Genomic DNA, 24,977 nt, shown 5'->3' with positions numbered 1-24,977 from the left:
GAAACATATATATGTACGGTGTATAATTTAGTTGTTACTACTCCAATCTGGTAACAGAAAGGAGGTGAGACTATGTTAGACATTTTGATATCCCTTTTAATGTCTATCGCAGCAGGTATAACTTGTCACTATATCTGCAAGTGGCTAGATAGACAGTCTCGTTAGTAACTAGCACAATAAAAATAGCAGGGTGGCCGCCCTGCTATTTTTTCGTTCATATGAGACTATGTCACATATTGACATCCCTTGTCATATATAGAATAACACTTCACTATAGTATAGTCAATGTGCCATCTACGTAATCAATCTTAAAAGCTTATCCACTCTAAATTCTCAAAATTATTTAAAATTCGTTTATCCATTTTTACCACTTGATTAGATAGCTCTATTTGACCATTAATAAATGAAATATCTGTATACCATTCCTTTAACCCCGCATACACTTCATTCTCTAAATCAATAATAATAGTTTCAATGGGATCCCAGGTTTTGCATCTTACAGACTCGACCATAACCATACTATTACCTATGAAAGTAACATCCCTACCATAAATCCAAAATGGCAATGCTTTTCCCTTTATAGAAATAGAATATATAGCATCTCCATGAGGCGGTTCCGTTTCATATTGCGCTTTTATATTGTACTTTTCCATTATCTCATTGCTAGCATTTTCTATATATGGCAACGTTGAAATCTTGTAATTTTCTAGGTTCATAAAAACTCCGTTATTTTTAATATCAAACATAACAAAGAGGACCATACAGCCTTGGTTTATCACCACGATCTGACAAAAAAGCCCTTGCTAGGACCGGCATCCTTTGCAAGGGCGTCTTTAGTGCATTTAATCAACACTTTGCTCTATCGGTATCTTACCATAAAAAGTAAAATATTGTCATTATGAATAACTTTATTTTCATATATAATATAAAAACCCCTCGGAGTTGCCGCTCCGAGGGATTTTGTAGTTAATTGCACAACTATCAATTGGCTATATAGAATATACTACACTTAAAATGTTTTTTCAATAAAAATAGCAGGGCTACCACCCTGCTATTTTTCGTTCATATGAGACTATGACAAAACATGAAGTTACCTATGTAATTATCATAGTTCTGTTATCAGAAGTCACTATCATTGCACTAGTTAAATAGTACAATGATAAACGCCTAACATATAGAGGAGTGCAGTCCTCTAACAGGTTAGGCATCATCATAATTTTGTTCAGTTTTAGATGAGCCTAATGTCCTAATCACGTTAATGGGCTCTCTATATATGTATATAATAAGCTAACCTTACTTAAAAAGATAGTATAATAAATAGCTCAATTTATACTTACACTATTAATCATTTCTCTAGCCCGCTCAACAGAAACTGGGTCATTAAATAAGAACACATGGTTCTGCCCCGCATGTTTCCAAGATGCTAAGTAAACGGCGTCATCCACCATTCGATAGGTTATCGTCATCCCATTTATAACATCGATTTTCTGAGGTAAGTAATCCTTATAATCACCTGCGATATTACCTGATACTGTAGATACTCGGTATTTGATATACTTTGGCATATCGTCGGATCTATCGAAATATCTCCCTTTTAAAAGTTCATGGTACGCATAGACCACTTGCAACACATCACGATCTACAATGGACACATGAACAGCATGAAACCGGTCTAACCCCATAGGCACTTGAGGATTAAAATTCAGATGTTGCTTAGCCTCATATACAGTATCAAACACCTCTAGCGATTGACCTTTACGAGTGCTTCTATAATCCTCATCAATCATAGTGCAACTTCCAAGTCTATCTGGACAAGGAAACTCATTTCGATCACCATAAGGCTGATCATAAATAGAATTACCATTAAGACGGAACCGCATCAACTCATCTGCGGACACAACATTGATGGAACCTATAAAAGCTAGCGTAGCTAACGCACATACAACCTTTTTCATGATATATTCCCCTGTAAACAAACTACATATAGTAAGTTAATTATATCACCTAAAAAGCTAATATTCTTATATTCATAAGTATTTTTCGTCCAGGAAAAGATATGTATTATGCTTGCAATTCGCAGTTATAAGATCGCAATTATATAGCATTTGCATTACAATAGAAGTAACAGGAGGTGATACTATGGCTAAAACAGCCTCTATCAGTTTGCGTATCGAGCCAGCTGTAAAAGCACAATTAGAAGCACTATATGCTAGCTTTGGCATATCCGTAACTGATGCGATTAATATTTTTCTCCACACATCACTAATGGAAGGCGGATTTCCATTTCAACCTAAACAACCTCGTTATAATGCAGAAACAGAAGCTGCTATTCAAGAAACGAAAGATATATTAGCAGGAAAAATAAAAGCAAAATCATATGCTAATGTAAAAGAAATGATTGAGGATTTATAGAATTACACATCGAACCAGATTGGCTTCTAGTTTATGCAATTAAAGATGACATATTAGTATTATCTTTAACTCGCACGGGCAGCCACTCAGATTTATTCTAACTAAGCTTAAGAGGAATGTGAAAGCATTCCTCTTTTCTATTCCCCCAAAAATTTATACCAGTTATCATCATAAATCTATCACATTTGATAGTATCTATCGCAAATCGTTCTACTATTCAAAATTATTGTAGGTGTTATAATGAACTTATAAAAACGGACAGGTGCTCATATGATAGTAAGTGCATCTTTCGAAACTCCTATTTACTAGTTATATCAAGGAGATTATCATGACACATACACAATTAACACAACTCGTACAAGCATTATTAGATGCACCACAAAGCAATCCTAAAGTAAAAGAATTCGCTCAATCTTGGATTAATGCAGAAGGTACACCTAAACAAGAAGAACTTACAAAACAACTCGTATCCGTAGCAGAACAAAATATTGCACTTATCGACGAAACAATCGGCTTTGCAGGGTCTGAACTCGCTACACAAATCCTTGGCGCAGAAGGCGCAGCTAACCTCTTACAACACGCTAAAGACATTAAAGCAGAAGGCGCAGAATTCTGTGACTGCGCTGCCTGTGTAGCCGCAAAAAATATTATCGATTTGAAAGCGGAAATTCAATAACTATTATAGAAAGAGACTCCAATAGAAGAGTCTCTTTTTTTTATACATTATCTATTCTGCTCTTTACCTTTATAAAAAATCACTTTAGATACTTTATCTCTATTTTTATTAATAACTAAACTAATTCCATATTTATAGTTATATTTAGACTTTGTAAGCTCAATCAATTTATGCTTATCTTTTGAAACTTTAGATTTATTCCACCAAGTTTTTACTTCTATCGCAATAAAATTATTACATTTACCTCTCTTATGGATAATAATATCTGGTATTACATTCTGATTTAGTTTTTCGACAAATTTACCCTCACAACCAAATCTATTATACTCACAATCCACATCATAACCTTCAAATAAAGGGGTAAGATATACGCCCAATTTATGAGTAATAGATCGTTCACTAACATGATTATTCTCTTCAGAATAAATCAAATATTGGTCCTTTTCATATAACTTATTTAAAGCTTCTTCCACCTTATCTAAAATATCATTTAAATTATTCATAAGACTCTCTCTGCTTAATCTTCAAATTATGATAAATATAGCAACAATGTAGCAATAAATTTATTTACTTACTTCATATCTAATGATTGCAATCTTTGAACAAGTTTATCTGTATACCCATAGATATCACTAATATTTTCAATTGTATATTTAATTTGTTCACCATTTTCAACAATAGCAATATACTTCTTATTCTTTTTAATATAGATTCGACATAACCATTTAGTAATACGATCATCTAAGATTATTGCAAAGTAACTTTCTTTATCACTATAAGAAATTCGTTTTACATCAATATATTTACTAAGAATTGCTCTTACAATGTAATATGCTTCAAGTTCTTCTTCTGTTGTAACAATATTACTCTCTACCTCACCATTAATATTTGCATCTTCATTATCAGCTTGCGACTCTGTTGTTGAGACCGGCTCTGTATTTGCAAAAGCAGTCTCAATCTTCTTATTAAGCATTTCTTTTATAATATAATCAAATGCGTTCTTTACAATAGGCGTATATTTTTCAATAACCGCTTGTGTCTTCGCTCGATTATATACACCCTTACCTAATATAAACTTAACTAGTTCTTCACTAGGATCATCTATTTCATCTTTAATAATTTGTCTAATTTGAGCCTCATTTTTTAAGCCCTCTGCAGAATCATAAATTGCATCCTTATCAAAATTTTCTTTTGTAAAATGCTGTAACTTTGCAATTTGCTCATCACGTAGCTCTAATAAGTTAATCTCTAAAAATGGGGCTTCATCCATCTTATTGACTTCATCAATATCTGTATAGAATCTATATACGATACCATTTGTAAGAATAGCAAACTTGGCTGTTGTTGTACCGAAATAGCGATATAATTGAGAGTCATGCTTCTCTAGTCTTTCATTAATTGATTTACACTCGACTAAAATAATAGGTTCATTATCTAACTTAATAGCATAATCAACTTTTTCTCCCTTTTTAATCCCTACATCTGCTACAAACTCAGGCATAAACTCATTCGGATTAAATACATCATAACCAAGAATTCTAAAGAAAGGCATAATAAGTGATGTCTTAGTTGCCTCTTCTGTCAAAATATCATTTTTTAAAGTTTTAATGCGTTGCACATGTGATTTAATAAGGCCTTCGAATTCTATAACAATACCTCCTATACATACTTCACCTTATTTATATATTTCTACATAGAAACAAAATTTCCTGCATATATTAGCATTATTAATTTATAAAAGTAATAAACAGGAAGTAATAGTAAAAAGGCTGTAACAGAATACATTTGTGTATTCTGCTACAGCCTCTTTGTTTACTCACTTGCTTCCACAAGTGCTTTTGTATATGGGTGTACCGCTTCTTTAAGTCGTTTTGATTCGATGTTTTCTACGATTTGCCCCTCTTTCATAACGATGATTCGGTCTGTTACGGCTTGTAAAAGTCCGACGTCATGGCTGACGAACACATAGCCGAAGGGTTGTTCCGTATGTAGTTTTTGTAATAGGTCTAGCACCAACTTTTGGTTCACCGCATCAAGGGCTGATGTAGGTTCATCAAAAAGTACTAGTTTAGGATTCATGAGCATAATCCGTGCTAATACAACACGTTGTAGTTGACCACCACTGACTTCGTGAGGGTATTTATGAACCATATTTTCTGGCAAGTCTACTCGTTGCATCCATTTACGGATATCGTCCTTTGCTGATGCCACATCCATGAGATCATAGTTGATATACGGCTCTAAGAGAAATGCTTCTAAGTTCATCCGTGGCGGAATGATGGCCAAAGGATTTTGAAACATCATCTGCATAGAACGATAGATGTCTCTATGGTTTTGGATGGATGTAACATCCTCTCCAAATAGTTTTAGAGTACCAGAAGTAAGTTTTTCTAGCATCGCAATTAATTTGAGAAGTGTACTTTTACCAGAACCACTACCACCAGCAATTCCTACGCGTTCATTGGCAGCTACAGAAAAGGATACATTGTCAACAGCGTGAACCGTATGATTGTGGTTTGTATATTGTTTACAGATATTCTCAAGTTGAATCATACTACACCACTTTCATTACGGAATCTAATAAAATACGAGTATACTCATCTTTTGGACATGCCATAACCTCTTCGGTAGAGCCTACTTCAACGAGTTGTCCCTTATTCATAACGCCAATGCTATGAGCAATACGTGCAGCAGCCTTGATATTATGGGTTACGATAATTACCGTTGCTCCAAGGGCTTGCGTCACTTCACGTAACAGATCTAACACAGAGGCTTGCACGAGTATATCTAAGGCGCTAGTGGGCTCATCGGCAAAGACAATAGTAGGTTTTAAGATGAGACTCAATGCTATGGCTAACCGTTGTTGCATACCACCACTTAGCTGGAATGGATACGACTGTAATATACGTTCTCCCCCATCGAGATGAACGAGATTAAGCATATCGATAACACGGCTAGCATCATAGCTTTCACCATGGGCATGGAACAAATCCTTAAAATGATTTTCTACGGTCCGATTTGGATTTAAATAGGCACTAGGATTTTGAAAGATCATGGAAATCTCTGTACCACGTAATTTGCGCCAATCGCTATCACTCAAGGTAGAGATGTCGATGCCATTTAACAAAATTTGACCTGTTATAGTAGCTTGTTTCAACATGCCAAAGGCGGCGCGGACTAGCGTAGATTTACCAGATCCGCTTTCACCAACGATGGCAAAGACCTCGCCATTAGGCACGGAGAAGGATATATTGCGCACCGCCTCTTCCGTACCATATGCAATTGTTACATCATCAAATGCAATGCAATCAGATTTATTCAATAGTAGAATCCTTTGTTAATAAGTAGTAATCGATTGGATGTACTGGTACATTTTTAACCTTATTAGTGGATACAACTGTTGCACTTGGATACAACAAGTAAATATCTGCTACATCATCAACTAAGATTTGTTGCGCTTGTTTTGCAATAGTAGAGCGTTCGTTTTGATCAAATGTTACGGACAATTGGTCGATTAACGCATCTACTTGAGGGTTAGAGTAAGCGCCAACATTAGCTTTTGCGCCGGATTTGTAGAACAAGCTGAGGAACCAATAAGGATCATTTGTAGACATGGTAATAACGTTACGTTCTACCAAATCAAAGCCATCTGTACCTAGTGTATCCACTTCATCAGGGCTTTGTAATTTCTTAAGTGTTACATTGATACCCGCTTGTTTCAATTCTTGTTGAATTTCTTCGTACATACTAGTGTCTTTACCCCAAACAGCTAATGTTAGAGATAATTCTTTACCATCTTTAGCATACACACCATTTGCATTTTTAGCATAACCAGCTTGTGTTAAGATTTGGTCCGCTTTAGCTACATCAGTTGTCGCTTTGTTAGCGATTGTATCGTAACCTAGGTTTGCAGAAGGTGGGAATGGTGCTGCACCTGGTGTGGAACCATTACCGATGATTTTCGCCATGGAATCATAGTTAATGATATGAGCTACTGCATTACGTACATCTTTATCATGTAATGGAGATGCTGCAGTTTGGTTCATTTTTAACATGAACACACGAACGCCAGAGATATCTTGGATATTGAAACCATCTTTAAACAAGCTACGGTTAGCAGAGTCCACCTTTTGGATGACATCAACGTCTTTAGATTGCAATGCCATCGCACGTTTATTGTTGTCTTCGATGTCTTTTACTGTTACAGAATCAAGACCTGGTTTGCCGCCCCAGTAATCTGCAAAGGCTTCTAGTTCAATGGTTTCACCCTTTGTGAAAGATTTAATTTTATAAGGGCCTGTAAGAACTGGTTTTGTTGCCACGTCCTTAAGATCCGCTGTATCCATGATGACAAACGCAGGTTCTGTTAAGCTAGACAACAAGGAGCCATTAGGCTCTGTTGTTTTGATAATCAAGTTTTGACCATCTACGGTAATGGACTCGATTTTAACAGCTTTTGCGGAACGAGCACTTTGTTTCATAGTGTACTCGATGGACTCTTTTACCTTTTGTGGCGTCATAGGTGTGCCGTTTTGGAATTTTACATTTTCACGGATATGGAATTTCCATGTAGTAGGGTCCACATTTTCCCAAGAATCCGCTAATTGTGGGGCAAATTTCATGTCTGGTGTAACAACAGCTAATGTTTCGCCAGCACCGATACGAGTCAATGTCCACGCATCCCATTCGTGTGTTGGGTCTAATGTTTCACCAAACCAATACAGACCAACATTCATGTGTTTTCCTTGCTTAGCCGTATCACTGCCACACCCCGTCAAGAGGGCCACCATGGACAACACGGCTAAACATACTAATAACCAACGTTTCATACTTTCTCCTTTAAAAATACATCGCCCACTAGGGCTTTCACCATAAAAAATCTATACAAAGCGCAGTTAACGAGATACATCGAGTGCATCGCGCAACGCATCGCCAATATAGTTGAATAAAACAACAGTAATAAAAATGGCAAGCCCTGGATAGATCAATAGCCACGGTGCCGTTTGTAGGAAATCTCGGGAACTTAATAAGATTGTGCCCCACTCTGGATCTGGCGGTTGTACACCAATACCGATAAGCGAGAAACTTGCCACCAAGATGATAGCGTCACCGAGATGTTGAATGATTACAATCAATAGGGATGGCAGTACATTTGGCAAAATGTATCGCCACAGGATGCGCAGATTTGATGCGCCCGACATGCGAGCGAAGGTAATGTACTCCGCGTGACGTTCAATCTGTACAAGACCACGTGTAATGCGCGCATATTCCGCCCATTTTGTAATACACAAGGAAATAATGACATTCGGAATGCTAGGTCCCATGATACCGATGAACGCGATGGCAATCACCATATTCGGAAACCCTAACACCAAATCAATCAAGCGAGATAGCCAGCGGTCAATACGAGGCGTAGAAAATCCTGCCAAGCCACCGATGACAATACCGATGGCCCCACTAATGCCAATGATGGTGAAAGCAATCCCTAAAGAGGCTTTACCGCCATAAAGGATGCGAGACCACACATCACGGCCCAGCTGATCAGTGCCTAATAAGTGCGTGCTACTAATATCTTGCAACCGGTCTGCCACATTCGTAGCCTCTGGATTAAATGGAGCTATGTATGGAGCACAGAGGAATACTAAAATCCATAAAGTTGCTAAGACTAACATAATGTATAAGGTGTACGGCTTTTGTCTATTCATAAGAGCCTCCTTGTATAGCGGCCCTTCGTTTAGGGTTTAGCCAATAACTCAATGCATCAATGATGATATTGATAATAATGAACACCAATGTAATCCAAATGATATAGCCCTGCATCAATACAAAGTCTCGCGCCATAATGCCTTGTACCATCATGTACCCAATACCCTTGATGGCGAATACTGTTTCAATAACAGCAGAGCCACCAAGCATAGCGCCCATCGTTACGCCCATCATAGGCAATAACATCAGTCCTACATGAGGGAATATATATCGAGTAAATACCATCCACTCTGGTAAGCCTAATGCACGCGCCCCTTGTACGAAGGGACGCCTGGATATCTCTAAAATAGCATTACGCAAGCGACGGATATATAGTCCACATAGCCATAGAGCTAATGTAACAGCTGGCAATATATAAGCAGAGAAACCATTTGTGTTCGTTACTGATACAATCTGTAATTTAACGCCAAATAAGTAGAGCAACAATAACCCCACCCAGAAGCTAGGAATCGCTAAGGCTAGAAACGTCAATAATCGTACACCATGATCCACCCATGAATCCTTGTACTTGGCGGACAGCATCCCTAGTGGAATGGTCACTACAATTCCCATGACAAGTGCTAGTGATACGAGGCCCAATGTATTAGGCAAGGCCCCCGATAACAATGTGATTACCGGCATTGAATACAGGATCGATTCCCCAAAATCACCCCGTACAATTTGTCCAAGCCAACGCACATACTGTTGCCACCACGGATCATTGAGACCTAATTGTTCTCTTAATTGAGCCACCAACACCGGATCAGGCGTGGCACCCACGAGATTAAATTTCATTGCCACCGGGTCGATAGGAGATAATTTTATCAATACAAATGTACCGATAGTAACTACCAATAAAATACCTACAATACTCGCCAAACGCTGTAGTATTAATCGATACAATCCATCACCTACCTTCTTTATCACAAAATAGCTATATTTATATTCTATCAATGTAATACTTAGATAGATATACCCATACAGGTATTTAGAATCGTTATCATTATGAAAGTTTTGCATACCAACAAAAACAGCCCCTCATACGAGGAGCTGTTTATATAAAACCCTTACATTTCATGCGAGTACTGCACTGTAGATCGCATGCCATTCCATCAAGAATAGTTTGTATCAGGCTGTATTATTTCATATGTGATTTTGGTGCAACTGTATTAGCAATGATCGCTTTTGCCATATCTCGATTTACAGGACGTTCAAAGTACATCGCATGGTTTTGACCATCTTTTGTCCAACCAGCGAGGTATACCATTTTTTCGCCACCTTTGAAAGTAACCTTTGTACCGTTTACCTTTTCTGTAGCTGTAACGCGATAATCGTTATAATTACCACTGATATCACCTTTTGTAGTACCTACACGATACACAATACGTTTGCCTGCCGCTTGGTTCCGCGTTGTATCTTCACCAGCTTGGTAAACATACACAACTTGCAAAACATCTTTATTGATTGTGCTTACAGACTCAATATTATAACCTACAGGTAATACTTTAGGTAGATGAGGCATAATATTCATGTATTTAGCAGCTTCATCAATAGTGGCGAATTCATGAATTGGGCTTGGCATGCCAACCATAGACGCTGCCTGTTCTGCAACTACAGGTTTAGCTGGATCTGGTTTTACATCAAAAGTACCTTGTGCACCAGCAACAGTGTAAGAACCTACACAAGCACACGCAACTGCCATTAATACAAATTTTTTAATCATGGGTATAATCTCCCTTCGGTCAATAAAAAAAATTATTAAAAACACATTTATTTTTCATGTGATTTTTCCTCAACAATATTACGGATAATAGCCTTCGCCACATCTCGTGTAACGGGGCGATAAAAATCTAAGGAGTGATTTTGTCCATCTTTCATCCACGATGCAAGATAAACCATTTTGTCACTGCCTTTAAAAGTAACCTTCATACCGTCTACACGTTCAGTTTCTATCACCTTATGAATTTTATGGTCACCTCTGATATCACCAGTTAACTTAGATGAACGATATATAATATATGCGCCTCCATCTTGATTATAACATGGCTCCGCACCAAATTTGTAGACATATACAACTTGTAATATATCTTTCTCTAAAGTGATGACAGATTGAATATTAAAGCCTACAGGTAACAACTTTGGCATCTGTGGTGTAATATTCATATACTCCGCCGCTTCTTTAACTGTGGTGAACACATGTACAGGACTCGGCATAATAAAATTTGGTTCCGTAGGTTCAACTGAGATTCCACCAGTCATAGGCACAGAACGATCCCCAACAGATGGCTCGTGAGCACTAGTAATGCTATAGAAACCAATAGCTGCACATGCTAAAGAAGTCACTAGTAATGTCTTTATCTTTGTTGTCATAACAACAATCTCCAAAAACAAGAATACTGCCTATATCATTTTAAAAAGCTTAGTATTTAGCCTATTATTTCTTATGTACCATAAAACCTGCTGCTTGTTGGTTAGCCATGATGGTTACATCAGAGATTTGCAAGCGTTTAGGTTGGTTTGTTACATATAGTACTACATCGGCCACATCCTCTGGTTGAACCGCCTCAATGCCAGCATAAACGGAAGCTGCTCTTTCAGCATCTCCGTGAAAGCGAACTTCACTGAATGGCGTTTCTACAATACCTGGTTGAATGGTAGTCACCTTAATATCTGTAGCTATGGTATCCATACGAATGCCATCGGCCAACATTTTGACAGCTGCCTTTGTAGCACAGTACACAGCGCCGCCTGGGTACGCATAAATTCCAGCAGTAGAGCCCATGTTCACAATATGGCCACTATTTTGAGCCATCATGAACGGCAATACAGCCTTAGTCACATAAAGAAGGCCTAATACATTCGTATTAATCATTGTTACCGCATCATCAACAGCACTATCTTGGAAAGGATCAAGCCCTTGTGCAAGACCCGCATTATTAACGAGTACATCGACGCCACCAAAAGCCTCGATAGCTGGTTTTACCTTAGACTCTACATCTTCGCGTTTGCTCACATCGAGAACGAGCGTATCTACACGAACGCCATATTGCTGTTCAAAATCCTCCTTAATCGCCGCCAAGCGATCTGCACGACGACCAGCAATCAATACATTATCTCCATCTTGAGCGAAAGCTCGGGCACACTCAAGGCCGATACCAGAAGTAGCACCTGTAACGAAAATTTTGCGGTTCATATGTATTCCTCCTTCTATTTAACAGTGATGACAGGGGCGGAAAAAAGACACGCTATCGCGCAAGCGGGACCCGAAGTCTTTTTCCCGCCCCTATCATCACATACTTTAAATACATCGGTCCTGAATTACATAATGAAACACAAAGATTTTCATTACTAAACAAAGAAAAAGAAAGTAATTCAGGACCTCTATCAGATTGTGTCCTCTCTACGGTAGGGCCAAAGTCGGTTTTGGAAGCCCATCAGGACCTGTTTTAAATACGTTATCCTTATTTCCCGCAAATATTTTCGTTACAGGAATAAAGAAAAAATAGTAATTCAGGACCTTAATTATAATTTATGTTTTGTGGATCCTTCTTTTGGATTTGTATCGATTGTTTTACCAAGTTCGGTTTCATTTATATCTTGGATTTCATAGCCCCAGCGTTTTAGCATGGTTTGTTGTTCTTGTTTTAGGAAATCGAAGAATTGAATGCGATGTTGCTCAGGGCTTTCATAATATCCAATTAAAGCGGTCCGATATTCTACTTCGCGAGATTTCGTTATCGTAATTGGGCATAATCCATTCTGAATAAGGTTTCCATTCATCATGAGCAGAGCGGTTCGTTTATTGCCATCGCCAAAGAACTGGTTACGAGCCATCTCGGCATATAATAGAAGCGATTGTTCCAACGGATTATCCTCTAGCTCTTGGCACCTAGCTATTAATTCGTCCCAACAGGAATTTAAATCCAAAGGATTAGGCGGTGTATAACTTGTACCACCTATAGCTACTGGTGCATTGCGAAATCCACCAAATCCTAGGCGGTTCTCACTTTCAGAAACCAACTTATTATATTCGATAGTCACTAACTTATTAATCTGAAATCGTTTTAACCGCAAATCCTCTATCAAGGCTTGCCAGCCACGATTAATATTATCTATCTGTCGAGTCTCACTTACACTGAGCCCCGCCACAGAAGTACCACACACAATCGTCTCAACCTGCGGATACGTTGCCGTGTTACCCTCCATCTGAGCCATATCAAACACAAACTGAGCCCGCAACTTCTCAGCAATAAACAATGCCAAATCAAAACCTACATAACCATTACTATCAGCAGTCACAACATCACCTCCCTACGTCCATTCAACTATGATATGTATAACACCATTTTACCATATTTCTACTTGTATTATTCCAACGAATATGTTGGCACTAATTTAAGGGGAAACATAAAAAGATTGGGCCTATGGCTGTATTGACTGTAGAGAGGAGAAAGAACCCCTTTCAAAAAACGACTTTGGCCCTGCGGAGGCCGCCGGCCGGAGTCAGACCCGGCCGGTGGAGTTTTTTGGAAGGGGTCCTTTCTACTACGGCAATTAAGCTAAGGGCCCAATCTTTTTATGTTCTATTTTAAATGCGCCAACATATCGTTGAGAACTTCCATACAATCCCCAACAATCCCATAGTTCGCGTGTTGGAATATTTCCGCTTTCGGATCGTTGTTAATGGCCACGATTGTATCGGCACCAGAGATGCCGCTTACGTGTTGGATAGCGCCAGAGATACCAAATGCCAAGTATAGTTTAGGGCTTACGGTTTTACCTGTTTGGCCTACTTGGTATGGCAATTCAATCCAGCCTTTTTCAACGAGTGGACGGGTAGCGCCTACAACGCCGCCGATAGCATCAGCGAGTTCGTAGAGTTTATCAAAGTTTTCCTTTGAACCCATACCACGACCGCCAGCTACGATGATATCCGCTTCTTGGATATTATAACCAGACTTGCTGAATGGAATAAAATCTAGTCGTTTGGTGCGAATGTCTTCGGACTTGAGGTCAAATTGTTCAAGTTGGATACGGCCCCAACTGTCCGCAATGCGCTCAGGTTTTTTGAATACATTAGGCCGAACAGAGCCCATTTGTGGACGATGGTTTGGCGAAATAATTTCAGCCAAGATATTGCCACCTAAAGCAGGACGGGTCCATTCTACAAGGCCTTCTTCTGTATCTACGGTTAGGATAGTGCAATCTGCTACAACGCCATTTTGCATGCGACCAGACATGCGCGGTGCTAGGTCACGGCCATTATTGGTGGCACCAATTAAAAGGATATTCGGTTTATGGTCTTCAAAGAAATCCGTCAATACCTTTGTATAGCCATCTGTTGTATAGTATTTCAAGAGGGGACTTTCAAAAACGTGAACAATATCGGCGCCATGAGCCACAAGTTCCTCTGCCTCAGCTTGTACGTTTTCACCGAGGAGCATGACTTGCACGAGCTGACCCAGTTCCTTGGCGATGCGGCGGGCTTGACCGATAAGTTCATACGTAACTGGATGCACTACATCATCGATGGTATCAGCTACGACAAAAACGTCTCTGTATTCATCAAAATTTGTCATTATCGGTCACCTCCTTCGGAAACAGCATCAGCTTTAGCGGCCTCTGCTGCAAATGTATTTGGATCTACCGCCTTAGGTTCGCTAGGCACCACGCTTTCAACAGACGCAGCTCGCTGTACTGGGTCATTTACGTCAATGCCCTCATCGTCTTGCGCCTCTACAACCGGTGTGTCATTTGGCACCAAAAGGTGTGCGAACTTTTCAGGCTTGATGTGGTACGCCAATTCAAGCACCTTTTTAGCGCCTTCGTCGACGGATGAAAGCATTTCTACCTTGCCACGAAGCGGTGGTTGGTATACCTTGCGTACCCGTGTTGGGGAACCGGTAAGGCCAATGCGGCTTTCATCAATATGAGGCATATCACGTAAGGTAATATGATTAATAGTATATCGTTTCGCGTAAATGGAGCTCCAAAGGCCAGGTTGACGGGGCTCGTTAAGTTCGGCTGTCGTCGTCACAAGCAATGGCAACGGAGCTTCAATCACTTCATAACCATTCTCGTGCTCCCGCTTTACAATCGCCTTTTGAGAGGCTTGGTCTACGGAAAATTCACAAGCATAGGTAGCTTGCGCCATACCGAGTTCCTCTGCGATTTGAGGACCCACCTGTGCTGTATCGCCATCGATAGCTTGTTTACCGCAGAAAATGAGTTGGAATTGACGGTTCATGGTTCGTTGAATATGACGAATAGCGGATGCAATCGTATAACTTGTAGCCAATGTATCGGCACCACCAAAGGCACGATCTGTTACAAGCACCGCATCATCAGCGCCTAACGCCAAGCATTGACGCAATGCCTCTTCGGCTTGTGGAGGGCCCATGGTCACAACCGTAACGCGACTGCCTTCAATTTGGTCTTTCACAGTCAAAGCCGCCTCAAGCGCGTGCATGTCGTAAGGGTTTACAATACTAGGCAGACCTGTACGGATGAGATTATTTGTTTCCGGATCTAGTTTAATTTCCGACGTATCCGGTACTTGTTTTATACAGACTAATAATTCCATGCACTCACCCCTGTCTAAACTCTACGCCCTTGGCGTTACGAGGATATTTCCAAGTCTTAACAACACTGTGTCCACATAATACGCGACATGTGCCACATTCGAGACAACCTGCAAAATCAAAAGCAAGCGTGCCGTCCTCTTGCAATGTGTATAAACCTGCAGGACAACCATTCACGAGCTTCATCGCCTCTTCGCGGCTTACGCTTTCACCATCAATAATGATGTGAGGACACGTTTCATCTACATAATATTTATTCGCGCCCAAACGCTCTTCTAATTTCATAGGGAACGCCCCCCTTTCCATGCATCACGAATCAATCTGAATAGGCCTACATCCTTGACGCGGCGTAACAATTTTTTCATCAATGGCACCGCACCGTCACCATTTACGGTGAATACATCACGCATAAGATTGTTTACAAATGCAGGATACTCATTAAAAATACGCGGATTAGAGGCCAAGAATTTCGGCATATTTTTATACAATTTCATATCGCGACGCAACCAAGACGCCTTGATTTGTTTTTCGTACAATTTAGTAACGCGATCCATATTTTCGTCGCGTAGCGCCACATTGACCGCCTCAGCTGCGCACATGCCGGACTCGATAGCCAGATCCATACCACGAATCGTGTATCCAAGATTCATGCACATCCGCGCCGCATCGCCAACAACGATGTAACCCTTGCCGCCCAATTTTGGCATCGCTTTATAACCGCCTTCAGGCACAAGATGCGCGCTGTGTTCCTTTAATTGATCATTTTTCAAAAGCGGTGCAATTCTAGGATGACTGGTGAAAGCCTCCAACATTTCGTCAACTGATTTATCTGCCAAGCCGATGTCCTCAAGGCCTACTACCATGCCTACGGAAAGGCTGTCCTTGTTCGTATATATAAAGCCGCCGCCTAGTAGACCATCTGTCATATCGCCCAACGTGAGCCATGCCATGCCTTCATCACTAGATAACATAAGGCGATTCTCGAGGTCCTCTTTTTTGAATTTATATACCTCTTTCACACCCACAGCCATCGTCTTAGGATCGGTCGGGTCAGTTAAATCAGCCTCTTCTAAGAGCACTGTATTAGCACCTTCTGCGATGATAACAAGCTTTGCATACACCTCGTCATCGTGACAACGTACACCTACAACGCGACGTTTTTTACCTTCCCCTTCGGTGATGAGTTCCGTTACCTGCACATTAGAAACGAGCAAAGCCCCTTTCTTCTCAGCCTCTTCGGCCAGCCATTTATCGAATTTAGCACGCAACACAACATAGGATTCTTCATTTTCTTTCACATCTTGGTAACTATATTCGATGGTCGTCATCTCATTGCCAGCACCGATGGAAATACGTTCCTTCGTCACCTTTCTTTCAAGAGGCGCACGATTCCTAAAATCCGGTATCAATTTCTCTAGAGAATGCGTATAAATACGACCACCCATCATATTCTTTGCACCTGGCGCCATCCCGCGCTCAATGACCAACACCTTCACACGCTGCTCCGCCAAACGTAACGCCGCTGCAGCACCCGCCGGCCCTGCCCCCACGACGATAACGTCAAATCTCTCATTTCGATCTATTGCCATATACTCAGCTCCTTTTTATGAAAGCCTAACTTACATAAGTCTATATATTATATATTCACGATACAGATTGAAAATACCTTTTTAACATACCACATGTACATGAAAATTTTATAAGAAATAAAAAATGGGGCTGTAACAGAATGCGGTTTTACCGCATTCTAGTTGCAGTCCCTTTAAAATATAAGAAATACCAAGAAAATTAGATTTGTAAAATCCTATGTTCTCTTGGTATTTTTTGTTTTTAGGCGCACCTAAATAGACCTTTAGGCCTATTTAAAAATTTCTTAGTTTAAGCAGTTTCTTTTGCAGTAAATAATGTTGTGTTAACGCGTCCTGCTTGTATTCTGTTATGTAATTTTTCAATATTGAATCCCATAGCCAGTAGATATAACATCTTATGCACTTTTCCACTGCCACGGTGTAAAAATCGTCTAAACCCAAGATCTTGTTTTAACACACCAAATGCGCCTTCAACTTGAATGGAACGGTTAATTCGTAATTGAATGCCTGTATCACTAAGCAGTCTGTCTTGGTTTTCTGCCAATACAGCATCATATGCAGGTGTAATTTCAATTCGTTTTACTGGATTTACTGTTGTTGGTTTCATATACCGTTGGCATTCCTTCTTGTATCCACATCGGTTACAAGATTCGCAGACATATACCTTTCGCTCAGATATAAATCCGGTTTTGTTTTTAGCATTACGAGTTAAAGCATATTTTAATTTACGGCCTTTTGCACATATAAATGCATCTTCTTCTGGTATATATTCCATATTACGAGCTTTACTAATATCTTTAGCCCAAGCTCTAGTTTTTGCCTTTTCATAATATTGTGGTTTTATACAAGATAGGTACTGGTTGTTTTTTAACCAAGTTAAGTTCTCATGGCTATCATAACCAGCATCAGCCACCACATATGTGAATCGGCGACTATGGATCTGTTCTAATTGCTGTACAAATGGAATTAACGTATTCGTATCGTTGGGCTTAGCGAATACACCAACTCCCATAATATATTCAGAATGAACAGCTAATTGTACATTGTAGGCAGGTTTAAGCTGTCCATTACGCATATGGTCTTCCTTCATACGCATAAAGGTAGCATCATGATCTGTTTTAGAATAACTATTGCGTTCACCCATAATATACAACTGCTGTTCGTATTCTTTGCGTTTCTCATATAGAACTTCAGCTCGCTCATACAACCGTTGCAATGGTGTTTTATGCTTGCCTTTTCCTTGTACGAGTTCCATATGTTGTACTTCAATTTCTTTGGCTAAGAAAGTATATATACATTCATCATTCATATAATGGGTATCTAGCCCTAATTCATTCCAGATGTCTTGCTTTAATATAGCTAATTTAGATGGTAATGTATCTAGTCTTTTTTGTACTGCTTTTCGCCAGACAAAGGTGTACTTGTTGGCATTAGCCTCTAGTTTAGTTCCATCAATAAAGACTTCATTAAATGTTAAGGTATCACGTCTGTTAATAGCTTCCATCATCTGTGAAAACAGATTCATTAAGATATCTAGTGTACAACGTGCAAAAAATCGTTGAAAAGTCATATGACTTGGGGCTGAATAGCCTTGAAGAAGCCACATATAATTAATATTTTCTTCGCATTGTTGTTGTATCATACGTGTAGAATACACGCCGTTGGACATAGCATAGACAAAAATTTTGAACAGAATATGCGGTGGAACTTTAGATTTTCTCCCTTTAGGAGAATACAAATGCTGTAACTCTTTATAGTCTAATTCCTCCAATACAGCATCAAGTAACCGCACAGGCGCTGTTTCTTTTATCAAAATGCCATAATCCAATGGTAAAACTAGTTGGCGAGGCATTACTAGTTTGGTATAATTAGATTCATTGGTATGGTTTTTGTTCATAATTTAATTATACCAACGAAAAGGGTCCCTCGGGACCCTTTTTGCTTAGAAATATAAAAAAGTTAAGGGGCTGTTTTGTTACAGCCCCATCAAGTATGCTCCGAAAAGACATACCGCAATTAACATTATTATAATACAACTTATAAAAACAATCAACTAGATATAACCAATTTCAACTGACTAAGACGCCCACTTAAATTAGCTGGAACAATTGCATATTCTACTCTAGTATTAACATTTTGTCTTACATCTGCTACTAATTTTTCATACTGTTTAATAAAAAATAAGATTTCTTTTTTAGGTGCACATAATGTTTTCAATAAACATATCATTAATATGCTCAGATTGTATAAAATTTAAAACCTCTTCAAGTACAATATTTTTAACGGCAGTTTCTATAAACATTAATTTGCTATATAACAATGACTTAAGCTCACTATCATATCGAATAATCGCTTCAACTTCACGATAATCTTGAATCGCCAGTCGGTTAGTAGGTTGTTTAAAAAATCTATAACCTTTATATCCATGAAAATACCCACTATTTCTTAATAGTCGTTTATCGGTCGTTCCTCTAATATCAATACCTTGATTTCGTAAATGTCGCATTAAACCATTTAAAGACTTATAGCTCACAATATACGCCCTCTTCTCCATTTTATACAAACACGAACTAACTATACAATTTAATTATAATCCTCTTAATATAAATTTACTATTTATATATAATGAGATTTATAAATAAAGCACTATGAGTATTCTTCTAAACTCTACCTTTACGGCCTGCGTCCCACGCAGGCCTTTCTCTTCTAGCACATAAAGTTTTTAGCGGGAGGTGAGGGCTTTCAAAAGACGACTTTGGCCCTGTTCCGAAGGAACAGACCTGGCCGGTGGAGGCTTTTAGAATCCCCCTACAGCCGTCCTCAAAAAATTTATAAATTTTCCTAGCTTTCACATAAAAATTAGCGTATGATAAATGTAAGTAATATTCTCTATACGGAGCAAGACGCGTATATAATACGACCGCATAATGCAAGACCACGGTCAAAGTAAGGCACTCAACATTCTGGTATTTACCTCAAGGAGGCCATATGGATCCGCAAAGAATTCTGAAAGCATTATCCAATCCACATCGGTTAGATATTATATTGTGGCTAAAGCACCCAGAGCAAGAATTCGGTGTTCAAGTACACTCTAAAACTCTCATCGATTTTCCAAACAGCGTTAGCGTTAAGAGTATTCAAAAACGCTGTGGTGTATCGCAATCGTCTGTATCTACATTTATGACCATGTTAGAGCGTGCAGACCTTGTGGAATCGCGAAAAATTGACCAATACACCTATTATAGGCGCAATGAAACAGTTATCCGCGAGTTTGGCGAATGGTACAACAAAGAAGTATCCATCCAAGCCGACAATATCGACAAATTATTGGAAACAGTAACCTTAGACGACACATCCTATCCATCAACAGAGGATAGTTCTATGCTAAATCAACAACAAAGCATAGGCATATCTACTAAGGGACTAGACTATGAAAAAGATAATACCTAAACACAACTCCCTATCATTGCTTTATAGGGAACAATAAAGGAGCTATACTGCTAGAGGGTATCCTCAGCAATATAGCTCCTTTTACATTTATTTTTCTGCTCCATCGATTCTCTCCCTTACGCGACGAAAAACATCGGTGCCAGAGAATCTAACTTTACTTTCTTTTGCTGCAGAATCAGCTTCATCTAATGCATACTCAATAGAGTCTGTTAATGCAGCATATAGTTCTATATCCATTTTTTACCTTTGCGCTTCGTATGCTCTAAATAGTTTAGATAGCAATACAGGCGCTAATTTTAAAAGATCTGGATTTTCGCAGAAGGATACGCGAAGTTGTGTCTTACCAGGATTGTGTTCCCTATCGGCACCACTGTAGAATCCATTTAGTGGAGCCATGAGCAATGTATAGTCATTGCCATCATCCAAGGTCACACGGCCGTGTTCAGCACACCAAGCAGCAAATTCTACGCCATCAAAGCCAGGTTTTGCTACATTGCGTACATCGATAACGAAATAGATGGACGCTTCTGGATTAGAAATAATGAAATCTGGTTCTACCTCTTTAAATCCCTTGTGAAGTTCAAAGATCATTTCGCGATAGTAATCACGTTGTTGCTCATACCAGTTATGAAGATCAGCGTGGCTTTCATGAGCCAAGGCACCAAAAATATATTGACCAAGCGTATTAGCACTGAGATTCGCCGTATATTCAGCAACAGATTTTTCATAGCACAACGCATTGTCTGTAATGATGGCGCCAATGCGAAGGCCACAAGCATTCCAAACCTTAGAGGCCGTTTCAAGACTGATACGACGACCTTCGATACCTGGTACATCCTTATTCGTCAATGTCCAAATACTAGATGTTTCCTTGCCTTTTTCGTAGGCCAATTCACGATAGGCTTCGTCGGAAATAATCCATAAATTATATTTTACGCACAAAGATGCATATTCAATCAAAGTTTCCTTACTGAATAGCTGACCAGTTGGATTGTCGTAAGGAATAATCAACAATGCCCCTGGTTTTGTTTCTATAATGCGTTTTTCCACGGTTTCAATGGATGGTAATTCAAATTCGCCATTCTCGTTCAGGCGTCGTTCTACGGTTACCGTTTTACGACCAATGCGATGACCTACCGCATCGTAGTTCGTGTAGGACGGATTGAACATCAGTAGAGGACGTTCCTCTTCACCTGCACCGCCACAAACGCCAAGCATGATGATTTCCATCGCCATGGATGCGCCATCTGTGACAAGTACATTAAGGCCTGTTGTATCGAAACCTTGGCTACGCAAAATATGCAAGAATGCTTCACGACATTCATCAGTCCCCGTTGTTGGTACATATGGCACGATGCCTGTACTGAAAGGACTATTTGGTCCGCCTAGAGTAAATAGTCGGCGCTGCATGGCGGGATGCATAGGACGCATAACATTACCAATAGAACCGTTAACCAAAATAGGTGGGTTCTTTCGTTCTAAAAATTTAATTTGCCCCATGCGGATCCCCGACGGCTTGCGAGCCATCATATACGGGGATAAAACCGGTAGTTCCATACAGAATCCAACTCCTCTAAATAAACGCCTTACACAAAAATAAGGCTGTAATACGCATACATTGATATATATAGATACATTCTATTATAGTGCTTTTACAAGAGAAAATCTATAGTTTTATCATTGTAGCTTACAGCCTTATCAATTTTTATTCTTAACCAGCAAATTAGATAGTAACTTCAACACCTAAGCGGAAGTTGCGACCTTGACCTGGCCACCAATCACCAGCGTGGCCCCAACGAACGCTAGATTGTTCTGCATAGTATGTATCAAATAGGTTATTGATGCGACCAAATACAGTCACATTTTCACGCACGCGATAGTTAGCACTTATATCAGTAATCCAATATGTTGTACGAGGGAAGATATTAGCCGCAGGACCTGGACGGTCGATGACACCGCGAATATCTAAATGAGCATCCCATTTAGCATCGTTGTAATCGAGACCTGCATTGACTGCATGTTTAGGTACATAACCATCGCGATTTGCTTTGCGAGTTGGTGTAGCATCAATATGAGTATATGTATAACCGAGGCGGGCAGATAAATGTTTCGTTAATTGTTTGCGTACATCTGCATTGATACCATGCGCCTTTTCTGTATCAAAATTGCGATATTCACCTGAGAACGCTGCAGGGTTTGTCATTACCCAACCAATTTTATCTTTTGTACTGCGACTAAAGAAGTTGAGATTGCTGTTCCAAGTTTTACCGAATTTATGATGAACACCTAAGCTCCATTCATGACCTGTTTCAGGTTTCAAATTGCGGTTGCCATTTGTGCCATCAAAGAGTTGATATGGTGTAGGAGCCAAGAAGTATTCTTTATACGCTGCATATACATTCGTTTTAGCATTCACATCGTAGCCAACGCTAATGGATGGAGATGTATGTGTACCAAATGCAGAGTGATGGTCAACGCGAACACCTGGAATTACAGTCCATTTTGGAGCAACCTTCCACTCATCTTGTACGAAGTAAGATGTGTTCGTAAGTTTTACACCACCCATATTAAGCACCTTATCTTGACGCCAATCAATACCGCCAACTACGGTATGATCTTTCGCTTTATACGTCACTTGGTCACCAAGCGCACGAGTCTTAATATCTGTTAAATAACCATCATATTTAGTTTTATAATGATTATCTAATACGTACAATTGATGGCTCCAACGTTTGTTGATGTTATTATTCCAAACTGCACGGAAGGAATCACTTGCTTCTGTACCGTAACGAATGTGATTAAGGGCACCCATATGGTCAGAGTACATCGCCTCACCGCGATATGTATCATAGAATACCTTCACATCATTTTTGTCATTGATTTTATTGCCTACCATGAAGGAACCAGTATGGCTGTTGCCATGTTGCGGAATGCGTATGCCATGACCATCTTTATAGGACCCGATGATATCTTTTTGGTACCCTACACGCCAGTACCAATCCTTTTTACTACCTTCATTCAAGAGAGCGTATTGTTCTAAATCATTGCTGCCGCCCATCATGCGAAGCTTAGTTTGAACACCTTCCTCAGGTTTTGCAGTGATAACGTTAACTACGCCACCGATAGCGCCAGAACCATATAAGGTAGAACCGGCACCGCGTTGTACTTCAATACGGTCGATGCTAGACATATCTTTCAAAATTGTCATCGGTGGATTCACGCCAGCGGCGCCCATATTGATGCCGTCCACTAAATATAGTACTTGGTCGGAACCATTGATACGAAACGCATTAGAATTCGTGTAACCTACACCACCACCGTACGTATTGATATCTACCCCCGGTACGATACGCATCGCTTCATTCATGTTAGTTGCGTGACGTTCGCGGATATCATCGCCTGTGACTACACCTACGCTAGCTGGTACTTGTGAAAGCTGTTGTTCACTACGCGTTGCAGTAACGACAATGGTATGAGAATCTTGTGCATCAGCAGCTAATACGCTAGGTGCACTAATTGTGCTACCAAATACAAGAGCTAATCCCACATATAGAGATAAACGTTGTTTCTTTGATACTTTCATAAAAACCTCCACACACATCAAACTATAAATTACATACTATAAATATTTTGTGCCATAGATACCATTGCACGGGTCATAAATTGAGAATAACTCATGACCTGCGAGGAATCTACAAGGTACACACGACGATCGGCGATGGCCTTAACACCTTGCAAGGCTGGATCAGAGTAAAGCTGTTCCGCCGTTGCTGGCGTAGTGCCATCCGAAGTATAGGCCACCGATGGGATGAAAATAATATCTGGATTCGATTTAATTAAATCCTCACGCGTCCCATTATCAAAAGGGCCTAAGCCTATTTGAGCGGCCGCATTGGTTACCTTCAAATAGTTACACATATCATCAAAGGTTGAACCCTTGCCGCCTGTTAAACCAAATTGGGAATAAAACGCCACCAAAGGACGTTCTCCACTATGCTTATTGGCCAATTCTTCTACAGTTTTCAAATCTGCATCCATGCTGGCAATCATGGATTCATCAGAGGCGTGTAGTAGACCGGCAATCTCATGAATAGTAGCTTTTGCTTCTTTTACCGTAGTAGGCGTTTTATATACATAAACAGGAATCTGCATATTGCGCATTTCCCCAATCGCATCTGAAGACATCCAATTGGGTACTAATACTAAATCTGGCTGTACAGAGAGCATGGACTCAGCAGATGCTTTCACATGTTTCTCTACCTTAGCCGACGCGTCGGGCACATTATTAGGTACCGTACCAACAGCGGCTACGCGGCTTGGATCAACCAAAGATAAAACGATATCCTCTGTGCTAGCAGCAATAGGAACGATGCGCTTAGGTTCAGTCGGCACCGTAACAACAGTGCCGGTACCATCCGTCACCTGATGTGTGGCGCCCGTAGTTCCCAGCTGTTTAGGACCACAGCCGAACACCAGAAGTACCATCATGACTATGGTACATATAATAGATATTCTTTGTTTCAT

The 24,977-nt window shown here is 39.8% G+C and carries 26 protein-coding genes and 1 pseudogene; 4 read left to right on the top strand and 23 right to left on the bottom strand.

Going from position 1 to position 24,977, the window contains the following annotated elements:
- Nucleotides 1–308: 308 nt before the first annotated feature.
- A complete protein-coding gene (locus tag HMPREF1504_RS09890) occupies nt 309–716 on the bottom strand; it encodes a hypothetical protein (protein ID WP_005380138.1) in 408 nt (135 codons plus the stop codon).
- A 606-nt stretch (nt 717–1,322) separates the two neighbouring features.
- A complete protein-coding gene (locus tag HMPREF1504_RS09885; protein ID WP_038125281.1) occupies nt 1,323–1,955 on the bottom strand; it encodes a hypothetical protein in 633 nt (210 codons plus the stop codon).
- Nucleotides 1,956–2,139: 184 nt separating this feature from the next.
- Here HMPREF1504_RS09885 and HMPREF1504_RS09880 point away from each other — a divergent pair, with 184 nt between their 5' ends.
- From HMPREF1504_RS09880 to HMPREF1504_RS09875, 3 genes and pseudogenes are all read left to right on the top strand, one after another.
- A complete protein-coding gene (locus tag HMPREF1504_RS09880; protein ID WP_038125280.1) occupies nt 2,140–2,412 on the top strand; it encodes a type II toxin-antitoxin system RelB/DinJ family antitoxin in 273 nt (90 codons plus the stop codon).
- A pseudogene (locus tag HMPREF1504_RS10275) lies at nt 2,403–2,513 on the top strand (type II toxin-antitoxin system mRNA interferase toxin, RelE/StbE family); the annotation flags it as partial. The gene HMPREF1504_RS09880 and the pseudogene HMPREF1504_RS10275, both read left to right, overlap by 10 nt.
- A gap of 227 nt (nt 2,514–2,740) precedes the next feature.
- Nucleotides 2,741–3,088, top strand: coding sequence for a hypothetical protein (locus tag HMPREF1504_RS09875; protein ID WP_038125279.1), 348 nt, complete (start codon nt 2,741–2,743; stop codon nt 3,086–3,088).
- A 47-nt stretch (nt 3,089–3,135) separates the two neighbouring features.
- On the opposite strand, the gene HMPREF1504_RS09870 is transcribed toward HMPREF1504_RS09875, so the two are convergent.
- The 17 genes from HMPREF1504_RS09870 to HMPREF1504_RS09785 all read right to left on the bottom strand — a co-directional run bounded on the left by HMPREF1504_RS09870 (nt 3,136) and on the right by HMPREF1504_RS09785 (nt 19,536).
- On the bottom strand, nt 3,136–3,591 hold the full coding sequence (locus HMPREF1504_RS09870; protein ID WP_038125278.1) for a hypothetical protein: 456 nt from the start codon (nt 3,589–3,591) through the stop codon (nt 3,136–3,138).
- A gap of 68 nt (nt 3,592–3,659) precedes the next feature.
- On the bottom strand, nt 3,660–4,706 hold the full coding sequence (locus HMPREF1504_RS09865) for a type I restriction endonuclease (RefSeq protein ID WP_232203356.1): 1,047 nt from the start codon (nt 4,704–4,706) through the stop codon (nt 3,660–3,662).
- A 194-nt stretch (nt 4,707–4,900) separates the two neighbouring features.
- Complete coding sequence (locus HMPREF1504_RS09860; RefSeq protein WP_038125276.1) at nt 4,901–5,641, bottom strand: ABC transporter ATP-binding protein; 741 nt, start codon at nt 5,639–5,641, stop codon at nt 4,901–4,903.
- Nucleotide 5,642: 1 nt separating this feature from the next.
- Entirely contained in the window at nt 5,643–6,410 is a 768-nt protein-coding gene (locus HMPREF1504_RS09855; RefSeq protein ID WP_038125275.1) for an ABC transporter ATP-binding protein, read from the bottom strand.
- On the bottom strand, nt 6,403–7,917 hold the full coding sequence (locus tag HMPREF1504_RS09850; RefSeq protein WP_038125274.1) for an ABC transporter substrate-binding protein: 1,515 nt from the start codon (nt 7,915–7,917) through the stop codon (nt 6,403–6,405). Before HMPREF1504_RS09850 ends, HMPREF1504_RS09855 begins: the two co-directional genes overlap by 8 nt.
- Before the next feature lie 66 nt (nt 7,918–7,983).
- Nucleotides 7,984–8,793, bottom strand: a complete 810-nt coding sequence (locus tag HMPREF1504_RS09845; protein WP_005376468.1) for an ABC transporter permease — start codon at nt 8,791–8,793, stop codon at nt 7,984–7,986.
- Entirely contained in the window at nt 8,786–9,736 is a 951-nt protein-coding gene (locus tag HMPREF1504_RS09840; protein ID WP_038125292.1) for an ABC transporter permease, read from the bottom strand. The genes HMPREF1504_RS09845 and HMPREF1504_RS09840 overlap by 8 nt, the downstream gene beginning before the upstream one ends.
- Nucleotides 9,737–9,971: 235 nt before the next feature.
- On the bottom strand, nt 9,972–10,556 hold the full coding sequence (locus HMPREF1504_RS09835) for a hypothetical protein (protein WP_038125273.1): 585 nt from the start codon (nt 10,554–10,556) through the stop codon (nt 9,972–9,974).
- 47 nt (nt 10,557–10,603) lie between these two features.
- A complete protein-coding gene (locus tag HMPREF1504_RS09830) occupies nt 10,604–11,203 on the bottom strand; it encodes a hypothetical protein (protein ID WP_038125272.1) in 600 nt (199 codons plus the stop codon).
- A 64-nt stretch (nt 11,204–11,267) separates the two neighbouring features.
- Nucleotides 11,268–12,026, bottom strand: a complete 759-nt coding sequence (locus HMPREF1504_RS09825) for an SDR family NAD(P)-dependent oxidoreductase (RefSeq protein ID WP_038125271.1) — start codon at nt 12,024–12,026, stop codon at nt 11,268–11,270.
- A 329-nt stretch (nt 12,027–12,355) separates the two neighbouring features.
- Nucleotides 12,356–13,132 (bottom strand): Fic family protein, encoded by a 777-nt coding sequence (locus HMPREF1504_RS09820; protein WP_038125270.1) that lies wholly within the window; start codon nt 13,130–13,132, stop codon nt 12,356–12,358.
- A 284-nt stretch (nt 13,133–13,416) separates the two neighbouring features.
- The gene (locus tag HMPREF1504_RS09815) at nt 13,417–14,412 is read right to left on the bottom strand and encodes an electron transfer flavoprotein subunit alpha/FixB family protein (protein WP_005380054.1); all 996 of its coding nucleotides are present in this window, start codon (nt 14,410–14,412) and stop codon (nt 13,417–13,419) included.
- The gene (locus HMPREF1504_RS09810) at nt 14,412–15,416 is read right to left on the bottom strand and encodes an electron transfer flavoprotein subunit beta/FixA family protein (RefSeq protein WP_005376408.1); all 1,005 of its coding nucleotides are present in this window, start codon (nt 15,414–15,416) and stop codon (nt 14,412–14,414) included. Before HMPREF1504_RS09810 ends, HMPREF1504_RS09815 begins: the two co-directional genes overlap by 1 nt.
- A gap of 4 nt (nt 15,417–15,420) precedes the next feature.
- Nucleotides 15,421–15,699 carry a ferredoxin family protein gene (locus HMPREF1504_RS09805; protein WP_005384274.1) on the bottom strand — a complete coding sequence of 93 codons (279 nt, stop codon included), beginning with the start codon at nt 15,697–15,699 and terminating at the stop codon, nt 15,421–15,423.
- The gene (locus HMPREF1504_RS09800; RefSeq protein ID WP_038125269.1) at nt 15,696–17,003 is read right to left on the bottom strand and encodes an FAD-dependent oxidoreductase; all 1,308 of its coding nucleotides are present in this window, start codon (nt 17,001–17,003) and stop codon (nt 15,696–15,698) included. Before HMPREF1504_RS09800 ends, HMPREF1504_RS09805 begins: the two co-directional genes overlap by 4 nt.
- Nucleotides 17,004–17,292: 289 nt before the next feature.
- Nucleotides 17,293–18,900: an IS1182 family transposase gene (locus HMPREF1504_RS09795; RefSeq protein WP_038125268.1), complete on the bottom strand. Its 1,608-nt coding sequence runs from the start codon at nt 18,898–18,900 to the stop codon at nt 17,293–17,295.
- A gap of 297 nt (nt 18,901–19,197) precedes the next feature.
- Nucleotides 19,198–19,536, bottom strand: coding sequence for an Abi family protein (locus HMPREF1504_RS09785; protein WP_038125266.1), 339 nt, complete (start codon nt 19,534–19,536; stop codon nt 19,198–19,200).
- Nucleotides 19,537–19,991: 455 nt separating this feature from the next.
- On the opposite strand from HMPREF1504_RS09785, the gene HMPREF1504_RS09780 reads away from it, so the two are divergent.
- Nucleotides 19,992–20,453: a helix-turn-helix transcriptional regulator gene (locus tag HMPREF1504_RS09780; protein WP_005376460.1), complete on the top strand. Its 462-nt coding sequence runs from the start codon at nt 19,992–19,994 to the stop codon at nt 20,451–20,453.
- Nucleotides 20,454–20,540: 87 nt separating this feature from the next.
- Here the strand turns inward: HMPREF1504_RS09780 and HMPREF1504_RS10485 are convergent, their stop codons facing one another.
- From HMPREF1504_RS10485 to HMPREF1504_RS09765, 4 genes are all read right to left on the bottom strand, one after another.
- Nucleotides 20,541–20,690 (bottom strand): hypothetical protein, encoded by a 150-nt coding sequence (locus HMPREF1504_RS10485; RefSeq protein WP_005376489.1) that lies wholly within the window; start codon nt 20,688–20,690, stop codon nt 20,541–20,543.
- A 3-nt stretch (nt 20,691–20,693) separates the two neighbouring features.
- Nucleotides 20,694–22,010 carry a pyridoxal phosphate-dependent aminotransferase gene (locus HMPREF1504_RS09775; protein ID WP_038125265.1) on the bottom strand — a complete coding sequence of 439 codons (1,317 nt, stop codon included), beginning with the start codon at nt 22,008–22,010 and terminating at the stop codon, nt 20,694–20,696.
- Between the two features lie 166 nt (nt 22,011–22,176).
- Nucleotides 22,177–24,036: a TonB-dependent siderophore receptor gene (locus HMPREF1504_RS09770; protein WP_038125264.1), complete on the bottom strand. Its 1,860-nt coding sequence runs from the start codon at nt 24,034–24,036 to the stop codon at nt 22,177–22,179.
- Between the two features lie 29 nt (nt 24,037–24,065).
- Nucleotides 24,066–24,977: an ABC transporter substrate-binding protein gene (locus HMPREF1504_RS09765; RefSeq protein ID WP_038125263.1), complete on the bottom strand. Its 912-nt coding sequence runs from the start codon at nt 24,975–24,977 to the stop codon at nt 24,066–24,068.

Origin of the sequence: Veillonella sp. ICM51a (assembly GCF_000524355.1) — a bacterium.
Lineage (GTDB): Bacteria > Bacillota > Negativicutes > Veillonellales > Veillonellaceae > Veillonella > Veillonella atypica.
Note: the sequence above shows the minus strand (reverse complement) of the source record. Positions and strands in the feature narration are given on the sequence as shown.

Coding starts and splice junctions, on each gene's coding strand:
- HMPREF1504_RS09890 (WP_005380138.1), bottom strand. CDS start 716: ATGAACCTAGAAAATTACAAGATTTCAACGTTGCCATATATAGAAAAT.
- HMPREF1504_RS09885 (WP_038125281.1), bottom strand. CDS start 1,955: ATGAAAAAGGTTGTATGTGCGTTAGCTACGCTAGCTTTTATAGGTTCC.
- HMPREF1504_RS09880 (WP_038125280.1), top strand. CDS start 2,140: ATGGCTAAAACAGCCTCTATCAGTTTGCGTATCGAGCCAGCTGTAAAA.
- HMPREF1504_RS09875 (WP_038125279.1), top strand. CDS start 2,741: ATGACACATACACAATTAACACAACTCGTACAAGCATTATTAGATGCA.
- HMPREF1504_RS09870 (WP_038125278.1), bottom strand. CDS start 3,591: ATGAATAATTTAAATGATATTTTAGATAAGGTGGAAGAAGCTTTAAAT.
- HMPREF1504_RS09860 (WP_038125276.1), bottom strand. CDS start 5,641: ATGATTCAACTTGAGAATATCTGTAAACAATATACAAACCACAATCAT.
- HMPREF1504_RS09850 (WP_038125274.1), bottom strand. CDS start 7,917: ATGAAACGTTGGTTATTAGTATGTTTAGCCGTGTTGTCCATGGTGGCC.
- HMPREF1504_RS09845 (WP_005376468.1), bottom strand. CDS start 8,793: ATGAATAGACAAAAGCCGTACACCTTATACATTATGTTAGTCTTAGCA.
- HMPREF1504_RS09835 (WP_038125273.1), bottom strand. CDS start 10,556: ATGATTAAAAAATTTGTATTAATGGCAGTTGCGTGTGCTTGTGTAGGT.
- HMPREF1504_RS09830 (WP_038125272.1), bottom strand. CDS start 11,203: ATGACAACAAAGATAAAGACATTACTAGTGACTTCTTTAGCATGTGCA.
- HMPREF1504_RS09825 (WP_038125271.1), bottom strand. CDS start 12,026: ATGAACCGCAAAATTTTCGTTACAGGTGCTACTTCTGGTATCGGCCTT.
- HMPREF1504_RS09815 (WP_005380054.1), bottom strand. CDS start 14,412: ATGACAAATTTTGATGAATACAGAGACGTTTTTGTCGTAGCTGATACC.
- HMPREF1504_RS09810 (WP_005376408.1), bottom strand. CDS start 15,416: ATGGAATTATTAGTCTGTATAAAACAAGTACCGGATACGTCGGAAATT.
- HMPREF1504_RS09805 (WP_005384274.1), bottom strand. CDS start 15,699: ATGAAATTAGAAGAGCGTTTGGGCGCGAATAAATATTATGTAGATGAA.
- HMPREF1504_RS09800 (WP_038125269.1), bottom strand. CDS start 17,003: ATGGCAATAGATCGAAATGAGAGATTTGACGTTATCGTCGTGGGGGCA.
- HMPREF1504_RS09795 (WP_038125268.1), bottom strand. CDS start 18,900: ATGAACAAAAACCATACCAATGAATCTAATTATACCAAACTAGTAATG.
- HMPREF1504_RS09780 (WP_005376460.1), top strand. CDS start 19,992: ATGGATCCGCAAAGAATTCTGAAAGCATTATCCAATCCACATCGGTTA.
- HMPREF1504_RS10485 (WP_005376489.1), bottom strand. CDS start 20,690: ATGGATATAGAACTATATGCTGCATTAACAGACTCTATTGAGTATGCA.
- HMPREF1504_RS09775 (WP_038125265.1), bottom strand. CDS start 22,010: ATGGAACTACCGGTTTTATCCCCGTATATGATGGCTCGCAAGCCGTCG.
- HMPREF1504_RS09770 (WP_038125264.1), bottom strand. CDS start 24,036: ATGAAAGTATCAAAGAAACAACGTTTATCTCTATATGTGGGATTAGCT.
- HMPREF1504_RS09765 (WP_038125263.1), bottom strand. CDS start 24,977: ATGAAACAAAGAATATCTATTATATGTACCATAGTCATGATGGTACTT.